This window comes from Sphaerisporangium sp. NPDC051017, from assembly GCF_040683095.1.
GTDB lineage: Bacteria > Actinomycetota > Actinomycetes > Streptosporangiales > Streptosporangiaceae > Sphaerisporangium.
In genome coordinates this window covers 1-24,454 of sequence record NZ_JBFBCI010000064.1, presented here as the reverse complement: position 1 = coordinate 24,454, position 24,454 = coordinate 1, and the positions used below count along the sequence as shown (strand labels likewise).

The window sequence follows — 24,454 nt, the reverse complement described above, 5'->3', positions numbered from 1 at the left end:
GGCCGGTCACGTGGGCCTGCCCGGGCCCCGGCACATGAGCCTGCCCCGCCGCCAGGACCCCCGGCCACCTCGCCGGTCAGGCCACCCGCGCCCGTGCGCGCGCGTAGAGGTGTCGCGAAAGTCCCGAAAAACCTCAACGCGGTCAACGACCAGGTGATGGGGAGTGTAGGCGTGTCGGAAAACCTCCGCCTGCCCGCCTAGGTAGGTAGATAGGTGGTTGTGTAGGCAAGCACCTAGGTGCCTGCGCGGGTCACCAGGCGGGAATCTGCTGCGGCCGCGGACCGGAGGCGGGGCGTCGAACAGGTCGAGCTGCCCCTGGTCGACGTCGTCCCGCCCCTGGAGCTTGAGGCAGCGGCGGCAGGTGACGGGCCCGTGGTCGGGGTGGGCGGCGCCGGGGTCCCAGCCGTTGACGCCGACCATGCACGCCGGGCCGGGCATCAGGTGGCCGCCGAGCCAGCGGGTCATGGCGACCTGATGGACGATGCCCGAGGAGCGCACCCGCAACCGTAGGTGCGCCCCGCCAGCGTAGGCCGCGCGGGCGGTGGCGGCGATGTCGGCCAGCGCCTCGTAGGCTTGCCTGCTCACGCTCTGCCCCACCTTCTACAGCCCGACGACGGGGTTGTCGGTCCAGCGATCGTCCTTTTCCAGGTAGCCGAACAGGGCGGCCGAGCCGTCCGCCCACCCGCCGTGGCGGCCGATGCACTCCAGGGTCTTGCCGTCGCGGCGGGCGGCGGTGGCGTGCCGCCGCCGGAGACCAAGGCCGCGCGCAAGGTGCTGGACGGCTACCGAGCGCGGTCACGGGTGTGCCTCCGGATGCTGACTCCTGAGAAGGAACATCATGAGGAGCAAAACGCGCGTCCGGACGTCCAGCGCGGATCCGCACCCGGCTTCCTGCCCATTGCGTGACCCGCTACTAATAGCGTGTGGAGCATCTCTACTGGGACCTCGGATCTCGCGCCAGCGGCGCCTGCTTCGAGGTGGAGCTGCGCGGCTCGCCCGCGAGGGTATGCCTCATGGACATCGACCACTACCAGGCATATCTCGACGGCGGCGAGTACGAGTATTATGGCGGCTTCTATGACGTTAGCCCCGTCGTCCTGGAGGTGCCCTACGACGACTATTGGTATCTCGTCGTCGACAGTAATGGCCAGCGGGTCAGGGTCCAGGTCACCGAGGTCTTCGACTGACCGCGTCCGCAGGCATCATGGTCGTGCCTGGCGAGGTATCCCGGGCGGTCTACGAGCCGGACACAGATCTGGGCGTCTGGGTCCGTCGGGCCCTGATGGGCTGACGGCCAGAAGTTTCGGCAACGTGCTCCAGAAGGCGGGCGGCGGCCCCGGTCGGTCGGCGGGAGAGCGCCGGGTGGCGCCGGCCCGGGACCGGCCCGAAATGCCGCATGCCCGGGTCCGGCAGGCCGCCGGGCGCGCGGTCCGGCCACGCGGCGGGTGCGGCCGCCGCCCTTGATCCCCACAAAGACCAATTCGGCTCTCGGCGCTCTGCTGGCGATGCTCGTTCTTGTCGGCACTGGAGTGCGCCCGCTGAGCGAAGCCGGTGCGGTCAGTGAGGTTGCCCGGGTTCTTGTCCTTGGAGGACTGGATCCGGGCCGAGTCCGCCTTCGTCATCTTGGCCATATTCCTGACGTACCCCGAGACCGGCGGGCTCGCCAGCTCTTTCAGCAACGCGCCCGGTTCTACCGCTTCGGCTCGTCGTAGGGGTTGATCTCGGCGTAACGGTCATCGGCCTCGGTGAGGTCGAACCTTCCTCCCACTGGTCGATGCCCGGCCAGTTGACCGGCGGTCCGGCCCGTAGTTGGTCCTATTGCCAGCGTGGCTCGGCTTCACTGGAAGCGTGCAGCCACAGCTGATCGTCGTCGTGGCGGCGGATGAACTGGTCGTCGTACACCAGGAATTGGCCGCGGTCGTCGCGGTCCTGGCGGATCTTCTCCGGGAGGGTGACCACCCGCAGCACCTGGTCGTGCTCGTAGTCCACCTCGACCATGACCGGCATTACGTACCGGACCCACGCGGTCGTCTTGTTGTCTGCCATGAGGCCCGATGATGCTGGTCGGGTTCACCTGGCCGGATGCCCAGTGACGACATCGTGACCGACCGCCCGTTCGCCACGCTCAGCGCATCGGCGAACGTGGTGCATACGTCTTTCGGCAACGGCCCTCCGCTTCGCGCGCGGGCCCCGTGTTCACAGTTCCGGAGCCCGCGGCGACGGACTCTCCCGGAGGCGCCCTCGCATTCTTTTCGGCAACCGCAAGGGCGGCCAACGGCCGCCCTTGAACACGCAAAGGATTTTCAGCGGATCATGGCGGTAGATCTTGGAGCCGCACACTGATCTGGTGAGCGCCTACGGGCCCGATGTGCAGGCTGAGATGGCCCTCGCTCAGGCGAGGCAGCATTGCCGTCGCGCACGCAAAGAACTCGAGCGCGCTGCTATCGCCTACGACGACGAACGCGAACACGGCCGCCCGGAGGCCGTAGCACGCGCCCGGGCGGCGTGGTCTGATGCCTTGATGGAGCGGGCCTGCGCCCTGGTGGATCAAGAACGCGCACGCGATCAAGCGCGAGATCAACGCCGGGAAGCCGGGGAATCGGACGCGATGCGGGTTGATCCGACCGTGGAAGGGACCAGACCGTCAATAGCAGGCCGCCGCGACCGTCTCTGGCCTAGGAACTCGCCCCGTCGGCCCTCGTACTGTCAAAGGCCGTGCCCCTTGTCCCGGCCGAAGGGGTTCCGCCGTACGGCGGCCAGCCGGGATCTGAGCGGCGGCCGCGGCGCCTGCGAGGGGGCGCCGACGGAGCGTTGCAGGGCGGCCAAGGCGCGAGAACCCGGCACGCGAGATCAGTGTTCGGTCAGGAAGTGGGCGGGAGAGATCTACACTTCCCTCATCCGCTCGATGCAGCAGCCGTCGGTCTGGTCCCGCCCCCGGGGATCAACCGACCATCGGGGTGGTCGACCCGCGTCTCGTCCGTGCTGGACGAGGACGGGGAAGCCATGGCTGCCAATCGTCGGCGGAGTCGCCGGCCTGACTGGAACGAGTGGGGACCGCTTATCTTCCGAGCGATCCTCACCGCGCTGGAGATGACGGCGAGGTGGTGGATCGGCGGGCCCAGGTAGACCCGGGCCCGCCGCCGCGAGTCGTCCCCGTCAGGTTGGCGCCAGGGCGGGGGCGACCTCGTGATCTGCCCACTGTAGACAGCTGACGTGCGGCTCCATAACCCGTTACAGGAAAGTCCAACCCCGGAGGAAGGAATCCTCTATTGCCTGCCGGGCTGCCCCAACCCCGAACGTAACCGGTACCTGATCCACCTGGCCCACCGTTACAACATCCCGGTCTGCCAGAGCCTCGGCCACACGGTGACGGCGGCGCTCGCCATCGTCGACGCCACAATCACCTGCTCATGCTGATGTCCGGGACTGAGGTAAGCAGCCCTGGACACCGGCACTGATCCCACCACGTCGAGACAGTCCCTCGCACCAATCCGGTGCGGGGGCCTGTCCGCGTTCTATCCTGCGTTCACATGGTCAGGTCGTGCGTGACCACTTTGATCGACACGCCGCAGCAGACGCAGATGATTCTTCATGGAGCGACATGTCTCGTGTGTTCGTGTGGTGCTTTACATCTCCAATCCGCCACGGTAGTAGACGGCGAGGTAGTAGCTGTGGGCCCAGTCCTTGCAATGGGACCGTAGGGTCCACGTGACGCGCGGGATGGGCTTGTCGGAGTAGGCATTGCAGACATAGTCGCGCAGGGTGGTGTAGAAGACGGCGTCCGCCGCGTATTTCTTGGATTTAACCCAGTAGCTGTCGGTCTTGCTGTAGTAGATGATGCCGTAGCCGTAGTCGTGCATGTCGCAGGCCCGGACGAAGTTGAAGTTGCTGGGGTAGCTGCCGACCGGCGAGGTGCAGTGGTCGTTGATGACGCCCTTGACCCACTTGCCGCCTACAGTCCTGACGCTGACCACCGGGAGTTTCGCCTTGCCGTACATCATCGGAACACCGTCCGGTACAACGCACCCATTTTGGCCCCAGAGAAACTGGGACATGTACGGGCACTTGGACGGGGACGGGATGGCCAAGGGAGTAACCACCTGGGTGTAGCCGGTGAGCTTGCCGGCCGATGCATAGGTCAGGGTCCACTGGCCGGCCTCTGGGCTGGACAGGGCGGTGATGTTGCCCGTGGCGTCGTAGGTGTAGGTGGTGGTTTTGACGGGTTCGCCATCCACCTGGCGGGCGTCGGTGATCTGCCGCAACTTCTTGGTGTTGTCGTAGGCGTAGCTGGCCGCCACGACGGGGGCGGGGGTGCCGACCGCGTCGTAGGTAACGCTCTTGAGTTGACCGGCGATGTCACCGAGAGCTGTCGTTGTAGCAGTGGTGGTGGCGGCGTAGGCGAATTGCGCGACGGAGCATGTAGCCACATTCAAGACGCGACAGTCCGTTCCTGCAGTCATAGGAGTCGCCAGCGTGGCGAACCGGCCTGCGCTGTCGTAGGTGATGGCGGTCATGCCATTCTCGCTGGAACCGTCAGCGGTGATCAGGTAGGTGGCGCCGACCTTGGTCCACACGTCGATCAAGTCTGTGCTGATCGGCTGGCCGGTCGTCTCGTCCGTGCTGGTGAGGACATGTGTGTGGGTGAAGGTGCCATTGGCGTTGCGCACAATCGTCCCGGCACCGTCGGGAGCGACGAACTTGTTAGGGTCTGCGGGATCGACGAGGAACCGGTCGGAACTGACCCCGCTGGACTGCTTGATCTGCAGGTAGCCGTTGGCGCTGTAGTCCTGGAGCCGGTCCCCGAGTCGCCCGCCGAGCGGTTCGAACCGCCAGTTGGGCCCCAGCACCGCTTCGTTCGGCTGAGTGGCGTCGACGCGCTGGCCTGCGCTGTGGCTGCGTGTGGTGATCAGGCCATCATCGGCCAGGTCGATGGCGTCGGTGATCCACACGCCTGTCTCGGGTTCGACCCTGCCCGGCTTGTACGGTTCCGGGCCCGGGTCTGCGGGGTCGTAGCCCTCGCCGGGGGTGATGATTTCATCGGAGGTGATCTCCAGGGCCGGGGGCTCCAGGCCGTCGATGTTCTCCGCGGAGGCGAAGATACGGTGGTTGGCGCTGGCGGTCTCTGTGGGGGACTGCAACACCAGGCCGTGGTTGGGGGTCCCGGCGGCCCACTTGGCCACGATCGGGGTGATGTTCCAGGTCATGGTGCCACTGCCGCAGAAGCCGAGTTGAGAGCCCTCGGTGGAGGTGACGGCGTCCTCGGTGGTGTTGGTCGGCTGCGGGGTCCAGGTCTGTTGGTCGGCGGCCCAGAAGCCGGTGACTCGCCGTACCTGGATGCCGGCTCCGACGTTCGTACCGCAGGAGGGGGCGTCGAGGTTGGTCAGCTTGAGAACCGCGCTGGTGGGGGTCTTCAGGCCCTGGGTGTTGAACCGCAGGTAGGCGCGAGCCTTCTCTCCGTCGGCCTCGGTGCCCGCCTTCAAGTACTCTCCGGTGACGTTGTTGCCGTCGAAGACGCTGTTGACGTCGGTGTCGCCGTTCAGTGGCAGCACGACCGAGGGGTCGACGGTGACCGGGTAGGCCGTGGGCCGGGTCGGCCAGGAACTCACTCGAGGGCTTGAGGACCAGCGTCTTGCCCCTGCTGCTGTCGGCCACTTCAGTGGTGATGGCACCGACCCGTCCCTGGCCGCCCTGCATCGTGCGGGCCTGCTGGCCCTTTCTGCTGTGGGCGGCGAGTGGGGAGTTTGCGTCGTACATCACCGGGGCTGAGGAGGCGGCGACGACCTTGTCGGCCTCCTTGACCGTCAACCGGCCGCCCTTGTCCTGGCTGACCTGCAGCCCCTTGCCAATCACAGGGACCTTGATCTCGACCGGCCCGGTTGGGCGGCGGTTGAGGACGACGTCGAAGCGCAGACCGGTGGGCAGCGCGGTGGACACCAGGTCGCCGGCGCCATCGGCGACCACGCCGCGGTAGATGGCCCTGCTGCCGTCGATGTCCGGCTTGGGCAGCCAGCCCGCCCAGCCGAGCTCCAACACCGCACCGGTAGCCTGCTCCACCTTCGCGAACGGGCCCGACCCGCCTGTGGAGAAGCGCACGTCGCTCTTGGCCACCTTGGGCCGCAGGGTGGCGCCGTCGGCGATGAGGTGGGTGTCGATGTCGGCCCAGCTGCCATCGGCCTGCTTGACGCGGATCGGTCCGGCGTGCAATTCGGTGAGGATTTTGCCGTTCGGCAACTTGTAGGCGGTGGAGGTCTCCGTACGGTCGACGACCGTACGCTCAGCACCGGCCGATGCCACGGACGAGGAGTGCTGAGGGGTGGGCGAGGCGTAGGCCGCCGTGGTGGCAACCAAAACAGCCCCAGCGCTAAAAGCGCAAGCTAACGCCAGCCTTCGAGAATGGGTCATTGACTTCCCTAAATGAGGGGAGATAAGGGCAGTATCAAGTTATACAGAAAATCTTCAGCTTGACTAGCATGATCGCGTGAGAAATTACGGCCCCGGGATCCATGCAGCGCCTCAGCGGTCAGTATACAGAAACATCGAACGTTTGATCAGGCAAGATCACCGTATGCAGTGACACGAGAACAGCATTTATGTGTCCTAGATCACAGCGACCTCAAACCCTCGAAACCCCTACTCGAAGGCCGATTCCACAGGTTTTATCGAGGGACAGAAAGGGGAAAGTGAAAAGATTCATGGCTCTTTATCACAAGCAACCGAGCTCGGCCATCGTGGAAACCACGTACATCGCACTTCTGCTTGACTACGTCAGATATGTGCGGGCACGGTACTACCGGGGCGTCAAGGCAACGTCAAGGCCAGGTACGCATTACGCCCCGTCTGCGGCAACACCCGTGACTGGCCTCCGCACGACGCCCGACCAAAACGACAGGACTCAAACCGGCGTTCCGGCTGGCATGTAAAGCACGCCCAATCCGGGGTGGAGAAATAGGGCTGAAAGAGGCAACACCCTGGTCAGAGGGATGCTCGACGAGAACGGCGATGTATCGCGAGGCCATCTGTCCCACCTGGCTGCAGCCAGCGAGAGAGGAAGATCTGTGCAGGACTGAACGCTAAGGCGGGATATGCTGCAAACTTAGGTCCATGCGCTTTATTCAAGCTGTTGGCCGCTACGTCTCCCGATACGACCGGGGCGCCTTCGCCCTGGCCACCGCTGGCTCTTATGCACTGGTCGTCATCGCCGCGACCCTCTACGTCGAAATCAGTACCCGCCAACCAGGCAGCCAAGGCCTGGAGGCCATAGTGATGTTCGCGGTCACCTTGCCGGCCTCGCAGCTCCTCATGCTCCTGCCACTCACCGCGCTCCCTCAAGTGACCTATTGGCTGTTCCCGGCCGCCGGGCTGTTCCAAGCCTGGCTCCTCTGGTTGATCGCACGCGGACGCAGAACGAGTGCGGCTGCAACGCACCAGGAAGAGCCCGCCTCGAACTGACGGCCGCAAAGGGGACACCGCGATGTAGCGACAAGTCCTGCCATCCCGCACATCGGTGGCGGCCGGTTTACGCCAATCACTGCCGCCCCACACATGTCAACGACGGCCGTGGGCCGCTTGCGTTCGTGGTCCTCCGGCGGCGGGCCGACGAGCACCAGGTGACAGCTGGCCTGGTCGTGGAGCGAGCCGGGGGACCCGTTCTGGTAGCCGTGGAAGGGTAGCGGAACAGCCGGATGCGTCCGGCCTTGTGCAGCTCGGCCAGGGCCCACCGGGTCGACTCGGCGGGCAGGTGCATCCCTTTGGCCAGAGAGGCGATTGTGGTGAGTAGCGGCCCGCTGAACATGCCGGAGGCGCTGTCCCAGATCTCCTTGGCTGTATAGCCGGTGACGTCGGCGGGCGCCTCGGCGGGCGGGGTGACCTCGAGGTCGGCGAGCATCGTCGAGACCTCCGCCAGCGCGGTGGCCAGCCGCCCGCGGGCGGCCAGGAGCACGGTGTTGTTTCCCTGGGCAAGGCTGGCGGCGGCGATGATGGCCTGCAGTTGCTCGACCCGCTGGATCCATCCATGCCAGTCCAGGGCCTCGCCCTGCCCAAGGTGCCGGACATCAGCCCGGGTGAGCTCGGCGACCCGAGCCTCGATGTCGCGGGCGAACGCCCGCCAGGGCTTCTCCTCCTGGCTCAGCCGGTTGACCTCCTGCAGGTATCCGGCCTGCCGGTGCTCATACACGGGGTACTGGTAGTCCTGGCCGAAAATCAACGGATATCGCTGACCTGCAGTGGTGCTGGGGTCAGCGTCGGGCGTTCTGATCACTACCGCTACCGTTCGTACCGCTTGCCTGATACGTCGTGGAGGTGGTCGGTGTCGACGCGGTTGTTCTCTGACGATCAGTTGGAGCAGCTGCGGTCGTTCCCCGACATCGGCCGCGACGATCTGATCCGGTTCTTCACGCTGACGCCGGCTGATGTCGCGTTCGTCGACCCGGGCTGTGAGAGGGGCCCAGCGGACCGCCTGGGGCATTCTGTTCACCTGTGTACGTTGCCGTGGCTTGGGTTCGTGCCGGATGAGGTTAGCTCGGCACCGCCGGTGGCGGTGGCCCGGCTGGCGGAGCGGCTGGATGTGGACCCGGCGGTGCTGGAGGAGTACGGCGGGCGGGAGCAGACCCGGACCGATCATCTTCGGTCGGAGGCGAAGTATCTGGAAGCAGGCCTCACCGGGCAGCGCGGAGTTCATGGAGCTGGAGCAGTTCCTGCTGGACCGAGCGATGGGGCACGACTCGCCGACGCTGTTGTTCCATCTCGCGCGTGAATATCTGATCGCGGCGAAGGTGATCCGGCCGGGTGTGGTCACTTTGATGGAGATGGTCGGGACGGCTCTGCCCCCTTGATCACCAAGCCGTCGGTGACAAGGCCTACGCCGAGGCGACCTCCGCGCAGGCCTCGTCCACGGGGTCAATCCCAGCGATGGCTACTGCGTCACGGTAGTCGTCGACCCGGCGGCGATGCTCGCGGGTCGTGGCGGCAACGGTGCCGGCCAAGCGTGATGCTCGCCGGGCGAGACCCTCCAGTTCGTCCTCTCACCCCGTGCCTGGTTCGGCGCCGTCGGCAGAGGCAGATCGGCGGCCGCGCGGGCCACGGCTGCGAGCTGGTCGACGGCGAGGGCCAGGCGCTCAGCCTCCACGACCAGACGGTGCCGTGTGGACAGCGCGTCGATGCTGGTACGTCCGGCGCTAGACCGGGCACGGTGAGCGGCCTGGCGACAGGGCGTGCCGCAGAACTTGGCGGGGTGGCCAGTGCGCGCCACAGTGATGGGCCCGGCGCAGATGGGGCAGGTCGGCGGGGTGCTCATCGATGCGCCTCCGATCCGGTCGCGGGGTCGTTGCAGGGCAGCGGGGCACTGGGGTCGATGCCTCGCTCAGCGAGCTCACGCTGGAAAGCATCCTCCGATTCAGTCCACCAGGCAGACCGCGGGAGGTCATGCCGCTGCAGGACCTCGCGGCGGAAGCCGTCTTCGCGCTCAGTGAAGGCCTGCAACGCCTGCTACGGCGCGTTCGCAGTGCGGCCGGGGCGGAGGCCGGGCAAGGCGAGACGGGACACTGGCGCCGCTTGGGGGCGTGGTTCAGGCCGATGCCGCGCTCGGCGAGCAGCGCCCGGGCCTAGGTGATCGCCAGGTGGGCGGCCATGGCCCTACCGCCTCTGGCGTGTCGCAATGAGGTTTCACAAGCCAGTGAGCGGGAACCGCTCTGGCTCCCGCTCACCGACTGCTACAGCTAGCTCACAGCGCCGTGACCTGGCCCTTCATGACAGGGCAGGTTGACGGGGCGTGATCGGTCGCCTCAGCGATATCCGACGGACTGTGATCGACTTGTGACTCGGCTCCGGTCGCGCAGAAGTCAGGACGCGCCCGTCACCTCGGCCCACACGGCGGGGAACTGCTCGTACGAGCGCTCGGCGGTGGCGCGCTCGATCCCGGCGAGCAGGCCGTAGGTGAAGGTGTCCTCACCGGCCTGACGCGCCCGCTCGGCCTCCTCCAGAAGGATCTTCTGGGCGACCATGCCGTCCTGGTGCAGCCCGAGGACCGTCTGCACGGCCTTGGCGCGCTTGGCCAGCGCGTCCGCCTCGTCGCCGAGCAGGGGGCGCAGCGCCTCGGCGGTGTACCGGGCGCGCTTGGCCGCCTTGCGCACGTCGTGCATGGCGATCTCGCGCTGCTCGGCGTCCTCGATGGCCTGCGCCGTCTCGTACCGCTTCACGACGCGCCTCCAGCTCTTGTCCGCGACCCGCGCCAGCGTGACGTCGGCGCTCTTGACGGCGAGCGGGGTGAGCGGGGGGTTCACGACCAGCGCGTCCAGCCGGTCGAGCAGGGCGAAGTACCGCTCCCCGCTCATCGCCTCGACCGCGCGTCCCAGCGCCTCCCGCTCGCGCTCGGCGAGGTCGTCGCCGAGCCGGGTGCGGACCGGGCCGGACACGACCTCGGGCTCCAGCTCGTCCAGGTGGGCGGCGAAGCGCTCGCGGATCACCTCCAGGTCGCGGGCCTCCCCCAGCACGTTGGAGATCCACCGCAGCTCGTCCTGGATTCCGGTGGTCTCGGTGATCACGGCGGAGAACGACTTCAGCGCGCTGCGCAGGCGGCGGCCGGCCACCCGCATCTGGTGGACGGCGTCCTCCTCCGACCTGCGGACCCGCGGGTCCTGGGCCGTCAGGGCCGCCACCTGCGAGGCCACGTAGGCGACGACCACGCCGCCCGCCGAGTCCGGGTCCAGGGCGGCGGTCGCCTGGACGGGGCCGACGGGGATACGGTCGCCGAGGAGGCGGGCCAGCTTGCTCTCGGTGTCCGCCGGGGTGGCGCCGGCCTTGCGCAGGCGCTTGCCGACCTTCTTCAGCACGCCCTCGTCGCCGTCGATCAGCTCGGCCTCGACCTCGCGCCAGCGCTCGACGTGCTGGTCCTCGCCGAACACGGTGCCCTTGACGTGGTCGTCGGCGATCTCCACCAGGCGCGTGCCATCGGCGCCGCACAGGCTGGTGACCTTGCGCAGCGTCTCCAGCTCGGCGACCTGGACGAGCTTCTCGCCCCGGGTCTGCGCCATCACCAGCTCGGCCAGCTCAGGGGGCACGATCTTGGCACTGCGGGTGAGCGGCCGGGTGATCTCGTTGCGCACCCCCTTGGCCTTCGGCAACTTCAGGTGCCAGCCGGCGTCGTCGCCTCCGCGCCGCCGCCGCAGGGTGATGCCGCGGGCGGCCAGGCGCAGGTCCGGCGTGTCGAAGTAGACGGCCACCAGGCGGTGGCTCACCATGTCGACGGGCTCCTCGCACCCCGGGACCCCGGCGAAGTCGGGCATCGCGAAGTCCACCGGCACGTCGAACTTGTCCTCGATCTCGATCGCCATGACCCACCCCTAAGTAGCCGAATCCCGGCCATAATGCCACCTTTAGGTTAACAATCAGCGATCAGTAGGCGACTTATACTTCCACATCGAAAGAGTTCGCTTACGAAGCCTTTATACAGCCTCGTCGAGCGGCCCCTCCGGCTCCAGGAACTCGAGGCGATTTCCCGCTCACGCCGACGTCCCGGCGGGCGTGTGGGCGACGGCGAAGACGCGGCGGAAGGGGAAGGGCGTGCCATACGGGCGCGGCGGGTAGGCCTTGTCCAGTTCGCGCGCGCAGTCGGCGAGGAACGTCTCGCACGCCGGCTCGTCGCCCGCGAGCCGGTCGAGCATCGGGCGCAGGGCCGTCCCGGAGATCCACGAGAGCACGGCGTCCTCGCCGGGGAGCACGTGGACGTAGGTCGTCTCCCAGGCGTCGACCTCGCAGCCCAGGCCGGCGAGCAGCGCCAGGTAGCCCTCGGGGCCGTCCACCGGGTCGGGGCGGACCAGGTCGCCGAGGCGGTCGCTCCACGCGGGCGACGCGCAGATCCGCCGGACGGCCGCGTGGCTCGGCGCGTCGAAATTACCCGGCACCTGGAACGCCAGCCATCCGCCCGGCGTGAGGTCGTCCACCCAGCGCGCGAGCAGCTCGCGGTGCTCGGGCACCCACTGGAGGAGCGCGTTGGAGAAGATCACGTCCACCGGGCGGTCCGGGCGCCAGTCGCGGACGTCCGCCACGCTGAAAGACGGCCCCGGCGGCGCCTTGGCTATCATCGCGGGCGAGGAGTCGATCCCGTGGACGGCGGCCGCGGGCCAGCGGCGGCCGAGCTCGACGGTCAGCTCGCCGGGCCCGCAGCCGAGGTCGACGACGAAATCCGGGCGCTCGGCGCGGACGCGGGAGAGCAGCTCGAAGAACGGGCGGGCACGCTCGTCGGCGTGCCTGCTGTACACGGCGGGATCCCACATATCTCTTGACATCAAGATAGTTCATATCGGCAGAGATGTCTCGACGTCAAGAGAGATAGACTCGGGCGCATGACGACGCGCCACAGCGACGGGGTCGCCGATATGCCCGAAGGCACGAAGGATGTCGTGGAGTCCCTCCGGGACCCCTCCCAGGACACCGCCCGGGACGAGGTCGATCAGCTTGTCGCGTCCTGGCGCAAGGAACGTCCCGATCTCGACGTCTCCCCGCTGCAGGTGCTCAGCCGCGTCTCCCGGCTCGCCCGCCACCTCGACCGCGCCCGCCGGGCGTCCTTCGCCGAGCACGGCCTGGAGTCCTGGGAGTTCGACGTCCTCACCACCCTGCGCCGGGCCGGCGAGCCGTACGAGCTCAGCCCCGGGGCGCTGCTGCGCGCCACGCTCGTCACATCCGGCACGATGACCAACCGCATCGACCGCCTGGCCGCCGCCCGCCTGGTGCGCCGGCGCCCCGACCCCGAGGACCGGCGCGGCGTCCTCGTCACCCTCACCGACCAGGGCCGCGAGCGGGTGGACGAGGCCTTCGCCGACCTGCTGCGCCGCGAACGCGTCCTGCTCGCGGGCCTCGACCCCGACGCCCAGCACGCCCTGGCCGGGCTGCTGCGGACGATCCTCGTCCCGTTCGACGCCGGCGAGAACGCCTCCTGACGTCCCGGCCGCTCGTGTGACCCCGGGCGGGCCCGGTCACTCGCCCAGCTTGTCGGCGACCTCCAGCCATTCGAGCTCGACCGACTCCTTGCGTCCCCGCAGGTCCTTGAGCTCGGCGTCGAGGGTGGCCAGACGGCCGTAGTCGGCGGCGGCGTCGGCCATCTCGGCGTGCAGCGTGGCCTCGCGCTCACCCAGCTTGTCGAGCTGGCGCTCCAGCCGGGACAGCTCCTTGCGCAGCTCCCGCTCCTCCTTGGCCGAGAGCCCCGCGGGCGCCGCCGGCTGCTCGCTCCGGACGTCCTCCGGCGCGGACGCCGCCCGCGCGGTCACGGCCGCGCCCGAGGACCGGCGCTGGAGGTACTCGTCGACGCCGCCGGGCAGCAGCGACAGCCGCCCGTCCCCCAGCAGGGCGACCGAACGGTCGGTAACCCGCTCCAGGAAGTAGCGGTCGTGGCTGACGAGGATCAGCGTGCCCGGCCAGCCGTCGAGCAGGTCCTCCAGCTCGTTCAGCGTCTCGATGTCCAGGTCGTTGGTCGGCTCGTCCAGCAGCAGGACGTTCGGGTCGTCCATCAGCAGGCGCAGCAGCTGGAGCCGCCGCCGCTCGCCGCCCGACAGGTCGCCGACCACCTTCCACTGCGCCTCGCCCCGGAACCCGAGGCGCTCCAGCAACTGGGAGGCCGTCCACTCGCGCTTGCCGACCTGCACGAACTTGCGGATCTCCTCGACCGTCTCCAGCACGCGCCGCGCCGGGTCCAGCTCGGCGATCTCCTGCGAGAGGTACGCCAGGCGCACCGTCTTGCCTTGGACGACCCCGCCCGAATCCAGGCGCACGGTGCCCGCGAGCAGCCGCAGCACCGACGACTTGCCCGAGCCGTTCACGCCGATCAGCCCGATGCGGTCGCCGGGGCCGAACTGCCAGGTGCAGCGCTCCAGCACCAGCGGGCCCTCGCCGGGGCCGCCGGCGTGCAGGGTGACGTCCTCCAGGTCGTAGACGGTCCTGCCGAGCCGCGCCGAGGCGAACTTCACCAGCTCGACCGTGTTACGCGCGGGCGGCTCGTCGGCGATCAGCGCCTGCGCCGCCTCGATGCGGAACTTCGGCTTGGACGTGCGCGCGGGCGGGCCGCGGCGCAGCCACGCGATCTCTTTGCGCATCAGGTTCTGCCGGCGCTCCTCGGCCGCCTGCGCGATGCGCGCCCGCTCGGCCTTGGCCAGGACGTACGCGGCGTACCCGCCCTCGTACCGCTGGACGGTGCCGTCCACGACCTCCCACGTGCGGGTGGAGACCGCGTCCAGGAACCACCGGTCGTGGGTGACCACGAGCAGGGCGGACCGGCGCGCCGACAGGTGGCCGGCCAGCCAGGCGATGGCCTCGATGTCGAGGTGGTTCGTCGGCTCGTCCAGAAGCACCAGGTCATGCTCGTCGATCAGCAGGCGGGCGAGGGCCGTGCGCCGCCGCTCGCCACCGGACAGCTCCCCCACCTTGGCGGTGAGCTCGATGTCGCCGAGAAGGTTGGCCAGGATCTCTCTGACCGTCTGGTCGGCCGCCCATTCGTGCTCGGCGCGGTCGCCGAGGACGACCCGCCGCACCTCCAGCGCGGGGTCGAGATCGTCGCGCTGGGACAGGACGCCGATGCGCAGGCCGCGGTTGTGCGTCACCCGGCCGCCGTCGGGCTTCAGCGTGCCGGCGATCACCGAGATGAGCGTCGTCTTGCCGTCGCCGTTGCGCCCCACGACACCGATGCGATCACCGGCCTCGACACCGAGGGACACCTTGTCGAGCAGCGGCTTGGGCCCGTAGGCATGGGACACCGATTCGAGGTTGACCAGATTCATCGCGTGGACAGCCTATAGGGAGGAGGAGGGAATTCCGGATTCGTGGGCGTCTTTCCCCAGGCCCTAGACGATCTCGGCGCCCGGGACGGGGCCGGAGGCGGTGACGGCCGTGCGGCATACACCGGCGGCCTCCAGGGCGGTCGCCAGGGTCGTGGCGTGGTCCTCGGACTCGGCGAGGAAGGCGCACGTGGGGCCGGAGCCGGAGACGAGGGCGCCGAGGGCGCCGTGCTCGCGGCCGGCCGTGAGCGTGCGGGCCAGGGGACGGCACAGGAGCAGCGCGGCGGGTTGCAGGTCGTTGGACAGGACGGCGCCGAGCGCCTTCGCGTCCCCGACCGCGAGCGCGGCCAGGAGCTCGTCGGACGCGCTGGGCCACGCGACCTGCTCGCCGGTCGCCTCGCGCAGCCGGTCGCACTCGCCGTAGACCTCGGCGGTGGACAGGCCGCCCTCGGCGAGCGCGAAGGCCCAGTGGAAGCGGCCGGCGACGGGGACGCGGGTCAGCTTCTCGCCGCGCCCGGTGCCGACGGCCGTGCCGCCGAAGAGGGCGAAGGGGACGTCGCTGCCGAGATCACCGGCGATCTCCATGAGCTCCTCACGGGGCAGGCCGAGCCCCCACAGCGCGTCGCAGGCCACCAGCGTCGCGGCGGCGTCGGCGCTGCCGCCGGCCATGCCGCCCGCGACGGGGATCGCCTTGCGGATGCGCAGCCGGACGTCCGGCCGCCGCCCGGCGCGCTCGGCGAGGGCCAGAGCGGCCTTCACCGCGAGGTTGGTGCCGTCGAGGGGCACCAGGTCGGCGGACTCGCCTTCGACGGTGACCGTCACGGAGGCGCCCGGCGGGTCGTCCGCCCCGGACGCCGCGATCCCGGGCTCGATCGCCGCGCCCCCGGACCCGGTGGCGGCGGGCCCTGGGTTCCGCCAGGCGGTGACCTCGTCGAAGAGGGACACGGCGTGGAAGACGTTGACCAGGTCGTGGTAGCCGTCGTCGCGCCTCGGGCCCACGGAGAGCTGCAGGTTCACCTTGGCGGGCACGCGGACGGTCACGGAAGTCACGGAACACGATCGTAACGCTCCGTCGCCACCCCGCAAACGACCGAACCCCGCCACGGCGCCAGGGGCGGGATGTCCGGACGTCAGGGTGCCGGCGTCGGAGGTCAGGGGCGGTGCTCGGCGATCCTCGCGAAGTCCTCGACGGCGAGCTGCTCGCCCCGCAGCGACGGGTCGACGCCCGCGGCGCGCAGCGCCGTCTCCGCGGCGGCCGGCGTGCCCGCCCAGGACGCCAGCGCGGCCCTGAGCGTCTTGCGGCGCTGGGCGAACGCCGCGTCCACGACCGCGAAGACCTCCTCGCGGGAGGCGGTGGTGGGCGGCGGCTCGCGGCGGGTCAGCGCGACCAGCCCGGAATCGACGTTCGGCACCGGCCAGAACACCGTGCGCCCCACCGGCCCGGCACGACGCACGTCCGCGTACCAGGCGGCCTTGACGGACGGCACGCCGTACACCTTGGACCCCGGACCCGCCGCCATGCGGTCGGCCACCTCGGACTGCACCATGACCAGCCCGCGGCGCAGCGAGGGCAGCACCTCCAGCAGGTGGAGCACGACCGGGACCGCCACGTTGTACGGAAGGTTCGCCACCAGCGCCGTGGGCTCGCCGCCGAGCTGCTCGGGGCGCACGCGCATCGCGTCTGCCTGGACGACCGTGAGCCGGCCGGCCAGGGACGGGGCCCGCTCGGCGACCGTCAGCGGGAGCTGCCCGGCGAGCACCGGGTCGATCTCGACCGCCACCAGCCGCGACACCTCCGGGAGCAGCGCGAGGGTGAGCGAGCCGAGGCCGGGCCCCACCTCGATCACGACGTCGCCGGACGACAGCTCGGCCACCCGGGCGATGCGCCGGACCGTGCCGCCGTCGATGACGAAGTTCTGTCCGAGCCGTTTCGTCGGACGCAGATCGAGCTTGTCCGCCAAGTTACGAATCTCCGCCGGGCCGAGCAGGTCCACAATCGAGCTCCCCATCCCCCCAGTGTCCCGCACCGGAGAAGTGCGCAGAGGGCCTCGTGCGATCCCCGGCCGGGAGGAACGCGGCCTCGTGGCCCGCGCCGGGCGCGGGTACCACTGGGATCAGCGGCTGAACAGGCGCGCCCCGCAGTTGGGCCACTGGCCGTGCCACCGGCCGGCCACCCGCTGGTAGAGGAGCTGGGCGCGGTAGGTCTGCTCGCCCGCCGGCCAGTCCAGCGGCGTCCGCGTGCCGCCGACGGCCCGCCACATCGGCAGGCTGAACTGGTACATGCCGTAGTACGGCCCGCGGGGGTTGAACGACTTCGGGTTGGCGTACGTCTCGCAGCGCGCCAGCGCCGTCCAGTTCAGCGCGGTCACCGACGGGTTGACCGGCGAGGCGTGGACGGGGGGCGGCGGCGGGGCCGGGATGATGCGGATCACCTGGCTGTCCTCGGGGAACGTGCCCAGCGGCGGGCGCACCCGCTCGCCCTTCGCCAGGGTGATCTTGTGCTGGGCCAGCACGGCGCGCACCGTTCGCCCGGTCGTGATCGTGTCCAGCCGTACCCCGCCGCGCACGACGGTGACCCGGCGCTGGGTGCGGACGCTCAGCGCGAAGCCGGACACCGGGATCTGCCGCATGCGGGACGCCGAGAGCGTCGCCGGGCGGTCGTCCAGATCGAGCTGCTCCAGTACCTCACCCACGTTGAGCGCGGTGACCGTGTGCCTGCTCCTGCGGCCGTCCACGGTGAGCACCAGCGGACGGGCGTGCCGCACGAGGATGGACGTGCCGTCGCGGACCTCGTGCCCGGGCGCGGGCTCGACGCGGTCATGCGGGCCGATCCGGATCTTCAGGCCGCCGAGGACCTCCCCGACGGTGCCGCCGAAGCTGAGGATCGTGGTCTCACCACCGTCGACCGCGAGCCGGACCTCCTTGGCGAGCACCTCGCCGGTGAGCACGCCGGCCGTGACGCCCGCCGCCGTGGCGCAGAGCAGTGCCGTCCATGGCGAGCGGACGGCCGCGGTGAGGCGGCGCCGCAGGCGTGAGGGGCGGCGCGGGGCGCGGCGTGACCCAGCACGCCGAGTGGCCGGCGCCGGGGCCGGTGGTGGTTGCACAGCGCGTCCTTCGGATAGACCGGGCGTGTAGACCGGCGAGTAGACCGGCTGCCGACGCTAGCGCCGCCCTCGGGGGCCCTCAACCGGATCAACGAAACCGGTCCGTGACATTGTCGTCGCTTGGAGTCACCGATCCGGCCCGCGCGCGGGTGCCCGGGACCCGTTCCAGGGCCCCGGCGACAGGGCCCGCGGCCCTCACCAGGCGCCGAAGACGCGCTCCCCGTTCTCGTTGATGACGCGGGCCAGCTCGTCGGCGTCCATGCCCTTGACCTCGGCGAGGCAGCGCAGCGTCAGCGGGATGAGGTAGGGGGCGTTGGGCTTGCCGCGGTGCGGGGTGGGCGGCAGGTAGGGCGCGTCCGTCTCGACGAGCATGAGCTCCGGCGGGGCGACCTGGGCGGCCTCGCGCAGGTAACCGGCGTTCTTGTAGGTGACCGGGCCGGAGAATGACATGAAATATCCGGCATCGACGCACCGCCGGGCCATGTCCGCGTCCCCCGAGTAACTGTGGAACACCACGACGTCCGGCGCGCCCGCGTCGGCGAGGACGCGCAGCACCTCGTCGTGCGCGTCGCGGTCGTGGATGACCAGCGCCTTGCCCGTCCGCTTGGCGATCTCGATGTGCGCCCGGAACGAGGCCTCCTGGTCCTCGTGCGAGGCCCAGTCGCGGAAGTGGTCCAGCCCGGTCTCGCCCACGGCCCGCACCCGCGTCTCGCCCGCGAGGCGCTCGATCTCGGCCAGCGTCTCGGGCGTGGCCGCGTGCGCCTCGTTGGGGTGGATCGCCACGCCCGCGTACACGTCGTCGTGCTCGCGCGCGACCCGCGCGCCCCACTGGGAGGAGCGCAGGTCGTACCCGATGGTGACGAGCCGGGTGACGCCCACCGCGCGCGCCTCGGCGAGGATCTTCCCGACGCCCGTCCCCGACGCCTGCGCCGCGAGCGCGACCTGGTCGCCGGAGGACGCCTTGCGCTCGCCCACCATGATGTCCAGGTGGCAGTGGCTGTCGAAGACCTCCGTTGCCAGCGGCTCGGGAGCCGCCGGGAGGGAGGGAGAGGTCATCACGTCATGGCCTCCATCGTGCGAGGTGCGTGCGAGGTGCGCGCGAAGTACGGGTCGGGGCGGTCACTCGCCGAGGCGGGCGAGTTCCTCGTCGACCACCTTGGGGTCGAGCTTGACGAACAGCGGGGTCGGCGGGGCCAGCGGCGTGCCCGGCCGGATCGGTGTGGACTCCCACGTGGCCTGGCCGTCGTATGAGCCGGTGATCACCGGGTACGAGCCCCGGCCGCCCTCGTCGACCTCCTGCATCTGGGGCATCCCCGACCAGACGCCCTCGCCGCCCAGCATGGAGAACACCTTGTTGGACGACCCTGGCAGGAAGGGGGTGAGCAGCGTCTTGGCGTCGTCGACGACCTGGAGCGCGACGTGCAGGATCGACTTCACGCGCTCCGGGTCGTCCTTGAGCTTCCAGGGCTCCTGCTCGGCGAGGTAGCGGTTGGCGTCGCGGACGACGTCGAACGCCTCGGTGACCGCGTTCTTGAACCGGGACCTGCCGAGCTCCGCCCCGACCGCCGGGAACGCCGCGCGGCTGCGCTCCAGCAGCGCGCGGTCGGCGTCGGTGAGGTCACCGGCCTCGGGGACCTGGCCGAAGTTCTTGGCCGCCATGGAGATCGACCGGTTCACCAGGTTGCCCCAGGCGGCGACCAGCTCGCCGTTGTTGCGGTTGACGAACTCCGACCAGGTGAAGTCGGTGTCCTGGTTCTCTGGGCCGGCGACCGCGATGTAGTAGCGCAGGGCGTCGGCGTCGTACCGGGACAGGAAGTCACGGACGTAGATGACGACCTGGCGGCTGGAGGAGAACTTGCGGCCCTCCATGGTCAGGAACTCGCTGGACACGACCTCCGACGGCAGCGCCAGCTTGCCCAGCGACCCGGGCGAGCCGCCGCGGGCGCCCTCGCCGTTGTAGCCGAGCAGCATCGCGGGCCAGATCTCGGAGTGGAAGACGATGTTGTCCTTGCCCATGAAGTAGTAGCCGCGGGCGTCCGGGTTCTGCCACCACTGCCGCCAGGCGTCCGGGTCGCCCGACCGGCGGGCCCACTCGATCGAGGCGCTGAGGTAGCCGATGACCGCGTCGAACCAGACGTACAGCCGCTTGTCCTCGCGGTCGCGCCAGCCGTCCAGCGGGATCGGCACGCCCCAGTCGAGGTCGCGGCTGATCGCGCGCGGCTGCAGGTCACCGAGCAGGTTGAGCGAGAACTTCAGGACGTTCGGCCGCCACTCGCCCTGCTTGGACTGCAGCCAGGTGCCGAGCGTCTCGGCGAACGCCGGGAGGTCGAGCATGAAGTGCTCGGTCTCGATGAACTTGGGCGTCTCGCCGTTGATGCGGCTCTTGGGGTTGATCAGGTCGATCGGGTCGAGCTGGTTGCCGCAGTTGTCGCACTGGTCACCGCGCGCGCCGTCGTACCCGCAGATGGGGCAGGTGCCCTCGATGTAGCGGTCGGGCAGCGTGCGGCCCGTGGACGGCGAGACCGCGCCCATCGTGGTCTTCGGGAAGATGTAGCCGTTCTCGTGCAGGCCCTTGAAGATCTCCTGCGCGACGGCGTAGTGGTTGGCCGTCGTGGTGCGGGTGAACAGGTCGTACGACAGGCCGAGGGCGGTCAGGTCCTCGGCGATCACCCGGTTGTAGCGGTCGGCGAGCTCGCGGGCGGTGACGCCCTCGCGGTCGGCCTGCACCTGGATGGGCGTGCCGTGCTCGTCGGTGCCGCTGACCATCAGCACCTTGTTGCCCGCCATCCGCTGGTAGCGGCTGAAGACGTCGGACGGCACGCCGAACCCGGAGACGTGCCCGATGTGCCGAGGACCGTTGGCGTAGGGCCACGCGACGGCGGTCAAGATGTGCTGGGACATGCCCCCAAGCCTAAAGGTCCCGGGGGATGCTCATCGCGCTCCGCCGCCACCGGAACGCCGTTCAGAGGGCGTTCTCGCGCTCCGCGTCCGCGGGCGGCGCCATGCGCACGGCCTCCGCCGCTTCCTCGGCGGCCGAGGCGGCGACGTCGACCGGGGTCTCCTTGGTGCGGCGGATGCCCAGGATGCTGATGAACAGCGCCGCGAAGATCGTCTGGAAGCTGATCACGAGGGCGGTCGCGGACGGGACGACCAGGCGCAGGGACACGGCCGGGATCAGCTCGCCGAAGTCGCGCGTCTGCCAGTGGGCGAGCGAGGCGACCATGCCCGCGAGGCCGGCGAGGGCAAGCAGGCCGCCGGCGATCAGGCCCCGTTCAAGGGTGACGACGTCGACCAGGCGCCGGATGCGGCGGTCTTCCGGCAGGAAGCCCTCCTCGGCGGCGTACACCTTGGTGAACAGGGCGAACAGCACCGCCTGGAAACCGATCACGACCATCGCCGAGGCGCCGACGAGGGTGTCGACGTCGAAGGCGAGCTTGCCGATGCGCACCGTGCCGAAGGTCAGCGCCGTGCCCGCGGCGAGGCCGAGGACCATCAGCGCAATACCGGGGATCAGGAACAGCCAGCGGGGGCTGTAGAGCAGCAGGAACCGCAGGTGGCGCCAGCCGTCCCGCCAAGAGCGCAGGTGGGGCGGACGGGACCGGCCGTCGGGCTTGAGGGTGGTGGGCACCTCGCGGACGTCCAGGCCCTGGATCGTCGCCTTGACGACCATCTCGCTGGCGAACTCCATGCCGCCGGTCTGGAGGCCGAGGGTGAGGATGCTGTCGCGGCGGAACCCACGCAGGCCGCAGTGGAAGTCGCGAATGGCGCTCGGGAAGAACAGCCGTCCGATGAACGACAGCACGGGGTTGCCGAGGTAGCGGTGCAGCGGGGGCATGGCGCCGGGGGCGATGCCGCCGCGGAAGCGGTTGCCCATGACCAGGTCGGCGCCGCCGCGCAGCTCTTCGACGAAGGGCATCAGCGCCGTGAAGTCGTAGGAGTCGTCGGCGTCGCCCATGATCACGTAGCGGCCGCGCGCGGCGCGGATGCCGCCCATCAGGGCGTTGCCGTACCCCTTCTCGTCGACGTGCACGACCCTGGCGCCGGCGTCACGGGCGAGCTGCTGGGACCCGTCGGTGCTGCCGTTGTCGGCGATCACGACCTCGCCCTCGATGCCGTGCTCGGCCATGCACGCCAGTGCCTTGCGCACACACGTTTCGACGGTCTCCGCCTCGTTCAGGCATGGCATGACCACGGTCAGTTCCACGTCGAAACCCCTCGTTCCGCGCCTCGATCATCCGTGCGTAGTTCCACCATGATGCCCTCTGCCCCCAGGTGCTCGGGTCAACTCGGCGAAAGGGCTGGCATCCTGTAAACCATGGTGACCGTTGCCGAACCGGCGCAGGCGGAAGCGCCGTCACGGAGCAAGCGCGCGCGCCTGGTCGCGTTCCTCAGGTCGCGCCGCCTTTTCGTGATCGCCTTCACGCTGGGCGCGGCGCTGCGGATCATCGCCATGCTGGGCTACCGACCGGCGATGTGGTTCAACGACTCCTACGAGTACGTCTCGGTCGCGCTGCACCCCCGCCCGCATCCGATCCGTCCCGACGGGTACGGGTTCTGGCTGCTGGCGCTCAAGCCTTTCCACAGCTTCGCGCTGGTGGTCTTTACCCAGCACCTCATGGGCCTGGCCACGGCGGTGCTGATCTATGTGCTTCTCAGACGCAAATTTGGCCTGCCCGACTGGGGCGCGACGCTCGCCGCCGTGCCGGTGCTGTTCGACGCGTACCAGATCCAGCTCGAATCGCTGATCATGTCCGACACCATGTTCACGCTGCTCATCGTGGGTCTGGTGACGCTGGTCCTGTGGCATCGCCGCATGTCGTGGCGGGTGGGCGTCGCGGTGGGCCTGCTGCTGGCGCTCACCGCGCTGACGCGCAGCATCGGCCTGCCCATCCTGGCCGTCGTGGTGGTGTTCCTGCTGATCAAACGCACCGGCTGGCGGACGATCCTGGCGATGGTCACGGCCTGCGCGGTGCCGGTGGTCGCGTACATGGGCTGGTTCGCCTCCGCGCAGGGGCAGTTCGCGCTGACCCAGAGCGACGGGCTCATCCTCTACATGCGCACGGCCAAGTTCGCCGACTGCAAGAAGATCAAGCCGGACCTGCGGCGCGAGCAGGAGCTGATCCCGCTGTGCATCAACCCGGCCATCGCCCGCAGCCAGTTCTCGCAGCTCTACCTCTGGTACAACGGCGAGGGCGAGGTGCTGCACCGCTGGGGCGGCAACAAGTTCGACCGCGCGCTGAACGACGCGGCGGGCGCGTTCGCCAGGCGGGCCATCCTCGCCCAGCCGGGCGACTACCTCGCCGCCGTCGCGGGCGACCTGCTGCGCAGCTTCCGCTGGGACCGCCCGGTGTTCCCCGACGCCCTCACCTACGCGCAGTACCAGTTCGACAGCAAGGGCGTCAGCGCCAAGGACCCGGACCTTCTGCAGAAGTCGCCGCCGACGTGGAACAGCTACCAGGGGACGGTCGACCGCGACATGGTGGCGTACGAGCAGGGACGGGCGAGTACACACGCGTACTGGCCCTGGGCGACGATCATGGAACGCTACCAGCGGGTGGTCTACATGCCGGGGCTGGTGCTGGGCCTGGCGCTGCTCGTGGGCGCGGCAGGGGCGATCGCGCGGTGGCGCAAGCTCGGCGGGCCCGAGCTGCTGCCCTGGGTGGCGTCGGCCGCCCTGGTGGTCGCGCCGGCGGCCACGGCCGAGTTCGACTACCGCTACCTGCTGCCCGCGCTGCCGCTGGCGTTCCTGTCGGCCGCCATCGCCTTCCACCAGGGGGTGCGGTGGCCGCGGCGCGCGGCGGCCGGGCCCACGTCCGAACCTGTGTCCGAGCCGGTGTCCTAGGTGGCCTAGATCCAGCTCGGGAAGAGCATGCGCCGGTACCAGTCGTCTTGGGTGATGGTCTCGGCGGTGAGGATGGGGTGCAGCCACCAGAAGTTGATCAGTGCCAGCAGCGTGAACGCGCCGACGACGGCCGCGCCGACGGCTCTGCGGTTCGTCCCGGCGCTGACGGGGCCGATGAGCAGTCCGGCTGCCAGGGCGATGGCGATGGCCATGAAGGGCAGCATGGGGGCCATGTAGAACAGGTACATCGTGCGCTTGTCGGATATCGCGTAGTAGAACCACGGCAGCCAGCCGACGCCGTAGGCCAGCAGGACGGCCCCGGCCCGCCAGTCACGGGTGGCGACGTACCAGGCGATCAGCGCGATGAGCGCGATCAGCGCGCCGTACCAGACCACGGGGGTGCCGACTCCCAGCACGGCCTGCGAGCAGTTCGAGGCGCCGCATCCCCGCACGTCGCCGGGGTAGTAGAACGCGACCGGGCGGATCAGCAGCGGCCACTGCCAGGGCCAGGACTGGTAGGAGTGGGGCGTGGTCAGACCGGTGTGGAAGCCGAGCACCTCGGTCTGGTAGCCGACCCACGAGCGGAACGAGCTGAACACCCAGTACGCCCACCCGCTGCTCGTCGCCTGCTCCCAGTTGCGCCCCCATCCGTACGGGCTGGCGAACCAGCCGGTCCAGCTCGCCAGGTACACCACGACCGGGACCAGCCCCAGCCCGGCCAAAGCAGCCGGCACATCACGGCGCACAGC

General features: G+C 69.6%; 20 protein-coding genes and 2 pseudogenes. 8 read left to right on the top strand and 14 right to left on the bottom strand.

Annotated features, from left to right (window positions below; all coding sequences use genetic code 11):
* Positions 1 to 6: 6 nt before the first annotated feature.
* On the bottom strand, positions 7 to 585 hold the full coding sequence (locus tag AB0M95_RS34065) for a hypothetical protein (protein WP_363773683.1): 579 nt from the start codon (positions 583 to 585) through the stop codon (positions 7 to 9).
* Between the two features lie 102 nt (positions 586 to 687).
* Here AB0M95_RS34065 and AB0M95_RS34060 point away from each other — a divergent pair, with 102 nt between their 5' ends.
* The gene (locus tag AB0M95_RS34060) at positions 688 to 906 is read left to right on the top strand and encodes a hypothetical protein (RefSeq protein ID WP_363773680.1); all 219 of its coding nucleotides are present in this window, start codon (positions 688 to 690) and stop codon (positions 904 to 906) included.
* Between the two features lie 17 nt (positions 907 to 923).
* Positions 924 to 1,187: a DUF1883 domain-containing protein gene (locus AB0M95_RS34055; RefSeq protein ID WP_363773677.1), complete on the top strand. Its 264-nt coding sequence runs from the start codon at positions 924 to 926 to the stop codon at positions 1,185 to 1,187.
* 628 nt (positions 1,188 to 1,815) lie between these two features.
* Here the strand turns inward: AB0M95_RS34055 and AB0M95_RS34050 are convergent.
* Complete coding sequence (locus tag AB0M95_RS34050; protein ID WP_363773674.1) at positions 1,816 to 2,046, bottom strand: hypothetical protein; 231 nt, start codon at positions 2,044 to 2,046, stop codon at positions 1,816 to 1,818.
* 1,167 nt (positions 2,047 to 3,213) lie between these two features.
* Here AB0M95_RS34050 and AB0M95_RS34045 point away from each other — a divergent pair.
* Positions 3,214 to 3,417 (top strand): hypothetical protein, encoded by a 204-nt coding sequence (locus AB0M95_RS34045; RefSeq protein ID WP_363773671.1) that lies wholly within the window; start codon positions 3,214 to 3,216, stop codon positions 3,415 to 3,417.
* Positions 3,418 to 3,626: 209 nt separating this feature from the next.
* Here the strand turns inward: AB0M95_RS34045 and AB0M95_RS34040 are convergent, their stop codons facing one another.
* On the bottom strand, positions 3,627 to 5,606 hold the full coding sequence (locus AB0M95_RS34040) for a DNRLRE domain-containing protein (protein ID WP_363773668.1): 1,980 nt from the start codon (positions 5,604 to 5,606) through the stop codon (positions 3,627 to 3,629).
* Positions 5,607 to 7,101: 1,495 nt separating this feature from the next.
* Between AB0M95_RS34040 and AB0M95_RS34035 the strand changes: the two genes are divergently transcribed.
* Entirely contained in the window at positions 7,102 to 7,449 is a 348-nt protein-coding gene (locus AB0M95_RS34035) for a hypothetical protein (RefSeq protein ID WP_363773665.1), read from the top strand.
* Between the two features lie 76 nt (positions 7,450 to 7,525).
* Here the strand turns inward: AB0M95_RS34035 and AB0M95_RS34030 are convergent, their stop codons facing one another.
* Entirely contained in the window at positions 7,526 to 8,257 is a 732-nt protein-coding gene (locus tag AB0M95_RS34030; protein WP_363773740.1) for a hypothetical protein, read from the bottom strand.
* On the opposite strand from AB0M95_RS34030, the pseudogene AB0M95_RS34025 reads away from it, so the two are divergent.
* Positions 8,162 to 8,632 (top strand): annotated as a pseudogene (locus tag AB0M95_RS34025) (DUF4158 domain-containing protein); the annotation flags it as partial. The gene AB0M95_RS34030 and the pseudogene AB0M95_RS34025 overlap by 96 nt on opposite strands.
* Positions 8,562 to 8,831, top strand: coding sequence for a DUF4158 domain-containing protein (locus AB0M95_RS34020; protein ID WP_363773662.1), 270 nt, complete (start codon positions 8,562 to 8,564; stop codon positions 8,829 to 8,831). The pseudogene AB0M95_RS34025 and the gene AB0M95_RS34020, both read left to right, overlap by 71 nt.
* Before the next feature lie 1,005 nt (positions 8,832 to 9,836).
* On the opposite strand, the gene AB0M95_RS34015 is transcribed toward AB0M95_RS34020, so the two are convergent.
* Positions 9,837 to 11,327: a CYTH and CHAD domain-containing protein gene (locus AB0M95_RS34015; RefSeq protein ID WP_363773659.1), complete on the bottom strand. Its 1,491-nt coding sequence runs from the start codon at positions 11,325 to 11,327 to the stop codon at positions 9,837 to 9,839.
* Positions 11,328 to 11,495: 168 nt separating this feature from the next.
* The gene (locus tag AB0M95_RS34010) at positions 11,496 to 12,281 is read right to left on the bottom strand and encodes a trans-aconitate 2-methyltransferase (RefSeq protein ID WP_363773656.1); all 786 of its coding nucleotides are present in this window, start codon (positions 12,279 to 12,281) and stop codon (positions 11,496 to 11,498) included.
* Between the two features lie 90 nt (positions 12,282 to 12,371).
* On the opposite strand from AB0M95_RS34010, the gene AB0M95_RS34005 reads away from it, so the two are divergent.
* The gene (locus AB0M95_RS34005; RefSeq protein ID WP_363773737.1) at positions 12,372 to 12,932 is read left to right on the top strand and encodes a MarR family transcriptional regulator; all 561 of its coding nucleotides are present in this window, start codon (positions 12,372 to 12,374) and stop codon (positions 12,930 to 12,932) included.
* 36 nt (positions 12,933 to 12,968) lie between these two features.
* Here AB0M95_RS34005 and AB0M95_RS34000 read toward each other — a convergent pair whose 3' ends face one another.
* From AB0M95_RS34000 to AB0M95_RS33970, 7 genes are all read right to left on the bottom strand, one after another.
* Positions 12,969 to 14,762, bottom strand: coding sequence for an ABC-F family ATP-binding cassette domain-containing protein (locus tag AB0M95_RS34000; RefSeq protein WP_363773653.1), 1,794 nt, complete (start codon positions 14,760 to 14,762; stop codon positions 12,969 to 12,971).
* A 63-nt stretch (positions 14,763 to 14,825) separates the two neighbouring features.
* Complete coding sequence (locus AB0M95_RS33995) at positions 14,826 to 15,800, bottom strand: 4-(cytidine 5'-diphospho)-2-C-methyl-D-erythritol kinase (protein ID WP_363773734.1); 975 nt, start codon at positions 15,798 to 15,800, stop codon at positions 14,826 to 14,828.
* Positions 15,801 to 15,910: 110 nt separating this feature from the next.
* A complete protein-coding gene (rsmA, locus tag AB0M95_RS33990) occupies positions 15,911 to 16,768 on the bottom strand; it encodes a 16S rRNA (adenine(1518)-N(6)/adenine(1519)-N(6))-dimethyltransferase RsmA (RefSeq protein ID WP_363773650.1) in 858 nt (285 codons plus the stop codon).
* A gap of 105 nt (positions 16,769 to 16,873) precedes the next feature.
* Entirely contained in the window at positions 16,874 to 17,863 is a 990-nt protein-coding gene (locus AB0M95_RS33985) for a ubiquitin-like domain-containing protein (RefSeq protein WP_363773647.1), read from the bottom strand.
* A 195-nt stretch (positions 17,864 to 18,058) separates the two neighbouring features.
* Entirely contained in the window at positions 18,059 to 18,919 is an 861-nt protein-coding gene (locus tag AB0M95_RS33980) for a TatD family hydrolase (protein ID WP_363773644.1), read from the bottom strand.
* A 63-nt stretch (positions 18,920 to 18,982) separates the two neighbouring features.
* Positions 18,983 to 20,764, bottom strand: a complete 1,782-nt coding sequence (gene metG, locus AB0M95_RS33975) for a methionine--tRNA ligase (RefSeq protein WP_363773641.1) — start codon at positions 20,762 to 20,764, stop codon at positions 18,983 to 18,985.
* 61 nt (positions 20,765 to 20,825) lie between these two features.
* Positions 20,826 to 22,067: a glycosyltransferase family 2 protein gene (locus tag AB0M95_RS33970; protein WP_363773638.1), complete on the bottom strand. Its 1,242-nt coding sequence runs from the start codon at positions 22,065 to 22,067 to the stop codon at positions 20,826 to 20,828.
* Between the two features lie 111 nt (positions 22,068 to 22,178).
* Here AB0M95_RS33970 and AB0M95_RS33965 point away from each other — a divergent pair, with 111 nt between their 5' ends.
* Positions 22,179 to 23,705 carry a hypothetical protein gene (locus tag AB0M95_RS33965; protein WP_363773635.1) on the top strand — a complete coding sequence of 509 codons (1,527 nt, stop codon included), beginning with the start codon at positions 22,179 to 22,181 and terminating at the stop codon, positions 23,703 to 23,705.
* 5 nt (positions 23,706 to 23,710) lie between these two features.
* On the opposite strand, the pseudogene AB0M95_RS33960 reads toward AB0M95_RS33965, so the two are convergent.
* Positions 23,711 to 24,454: pseudogene (locus AB0M95_RS33960) on the bottom strand (phospholipid carrier-dependent glycosyltransferase); the annotation flags it as partial.

Excerpts from the sequence above, each read along its gene's own strand:
- AB0M95_RS34050 (WP_363773674.1), bottom strand. The coding sequence starts at position 2,046 with ATGGCAGACAACAAGACGACCGCGTGGGTCCGGTACGTAATGCCGGTC.
- AB0M95_RS34035 (WP_363773665.1), top strand. The coding sequence starts at position 7,102 with ATGCGCTTTATTCAAGCTGTTGGCCGCTACGTCTCCCGATACGACCGG.
- AB0M95_RS34020 (WP_363773662.1), top strand. The coding sequence starts at position 8,562 with ATGTGGACCCGGCGGTGCTGGAGGAGTACGGCGGGCGGGAGCAGACCC.
- AB0M95_RS34015 (WP_363773659.1), bottom strand. The coding sequence starts at position 11,327 with ATGGCGATCGAGATCGAGGACAAGTTCGACGTGCCGGTGGACTTCGCG.
- AB0M95_RS34010 (WP_363773656.1), bottom strand. The coding sequence starts at position 12,281 with ATGTCAAGAGATATGTGGGATCCCGCCGTGTACAGCAGGCACGCCGAC.
- AB0M95_RS34005 (WP_363773737.1), top strand. The coding sequence starts at position 12,372 with ATGCCCGAAGGCACGAAGGATGTCGTGGAGTCCCTCCGGGACCCCTCC.
- AB0M95_RS34000 (WP_363773653.1), bottom strand. The coding sequence starts at position 14,762 with ATGAATCTGGTCAACCTCGAATCGGTGTCCCATGCCTACGGGCCCAAG.
- rsmA (WP_363773650.1), bottom strand. The coding sequence starts at position 16,768 with ATGGGGAGCTCGATTGTGGACCTGCTCGGCCCGGCGGAGATTCGTAAC.
- AB0M95_RS33980 (WP_363773644.1), bottom strand. The coding sequence starts at position 18,919 with ATGACCTCTCCCTCCCTCCCGGCGGCTCCCGAGCCGCTGGCAACGGAG.
- metG (WP_363773641.1), bottom strand. The coding sequence starts at position 20,764 with ATGTCCCAGCACATCTTGACCGCCGTCGCGTGGCCCTACGCCAACGGT.
- AB0M95_RS33965 (WP_363773635.1), top strand. The coding sequence starts at position 22,179 with ATGGTGACCGTTGCCGAACCGGCGCAGGCGGAAGCGCCGTCACGGAGC.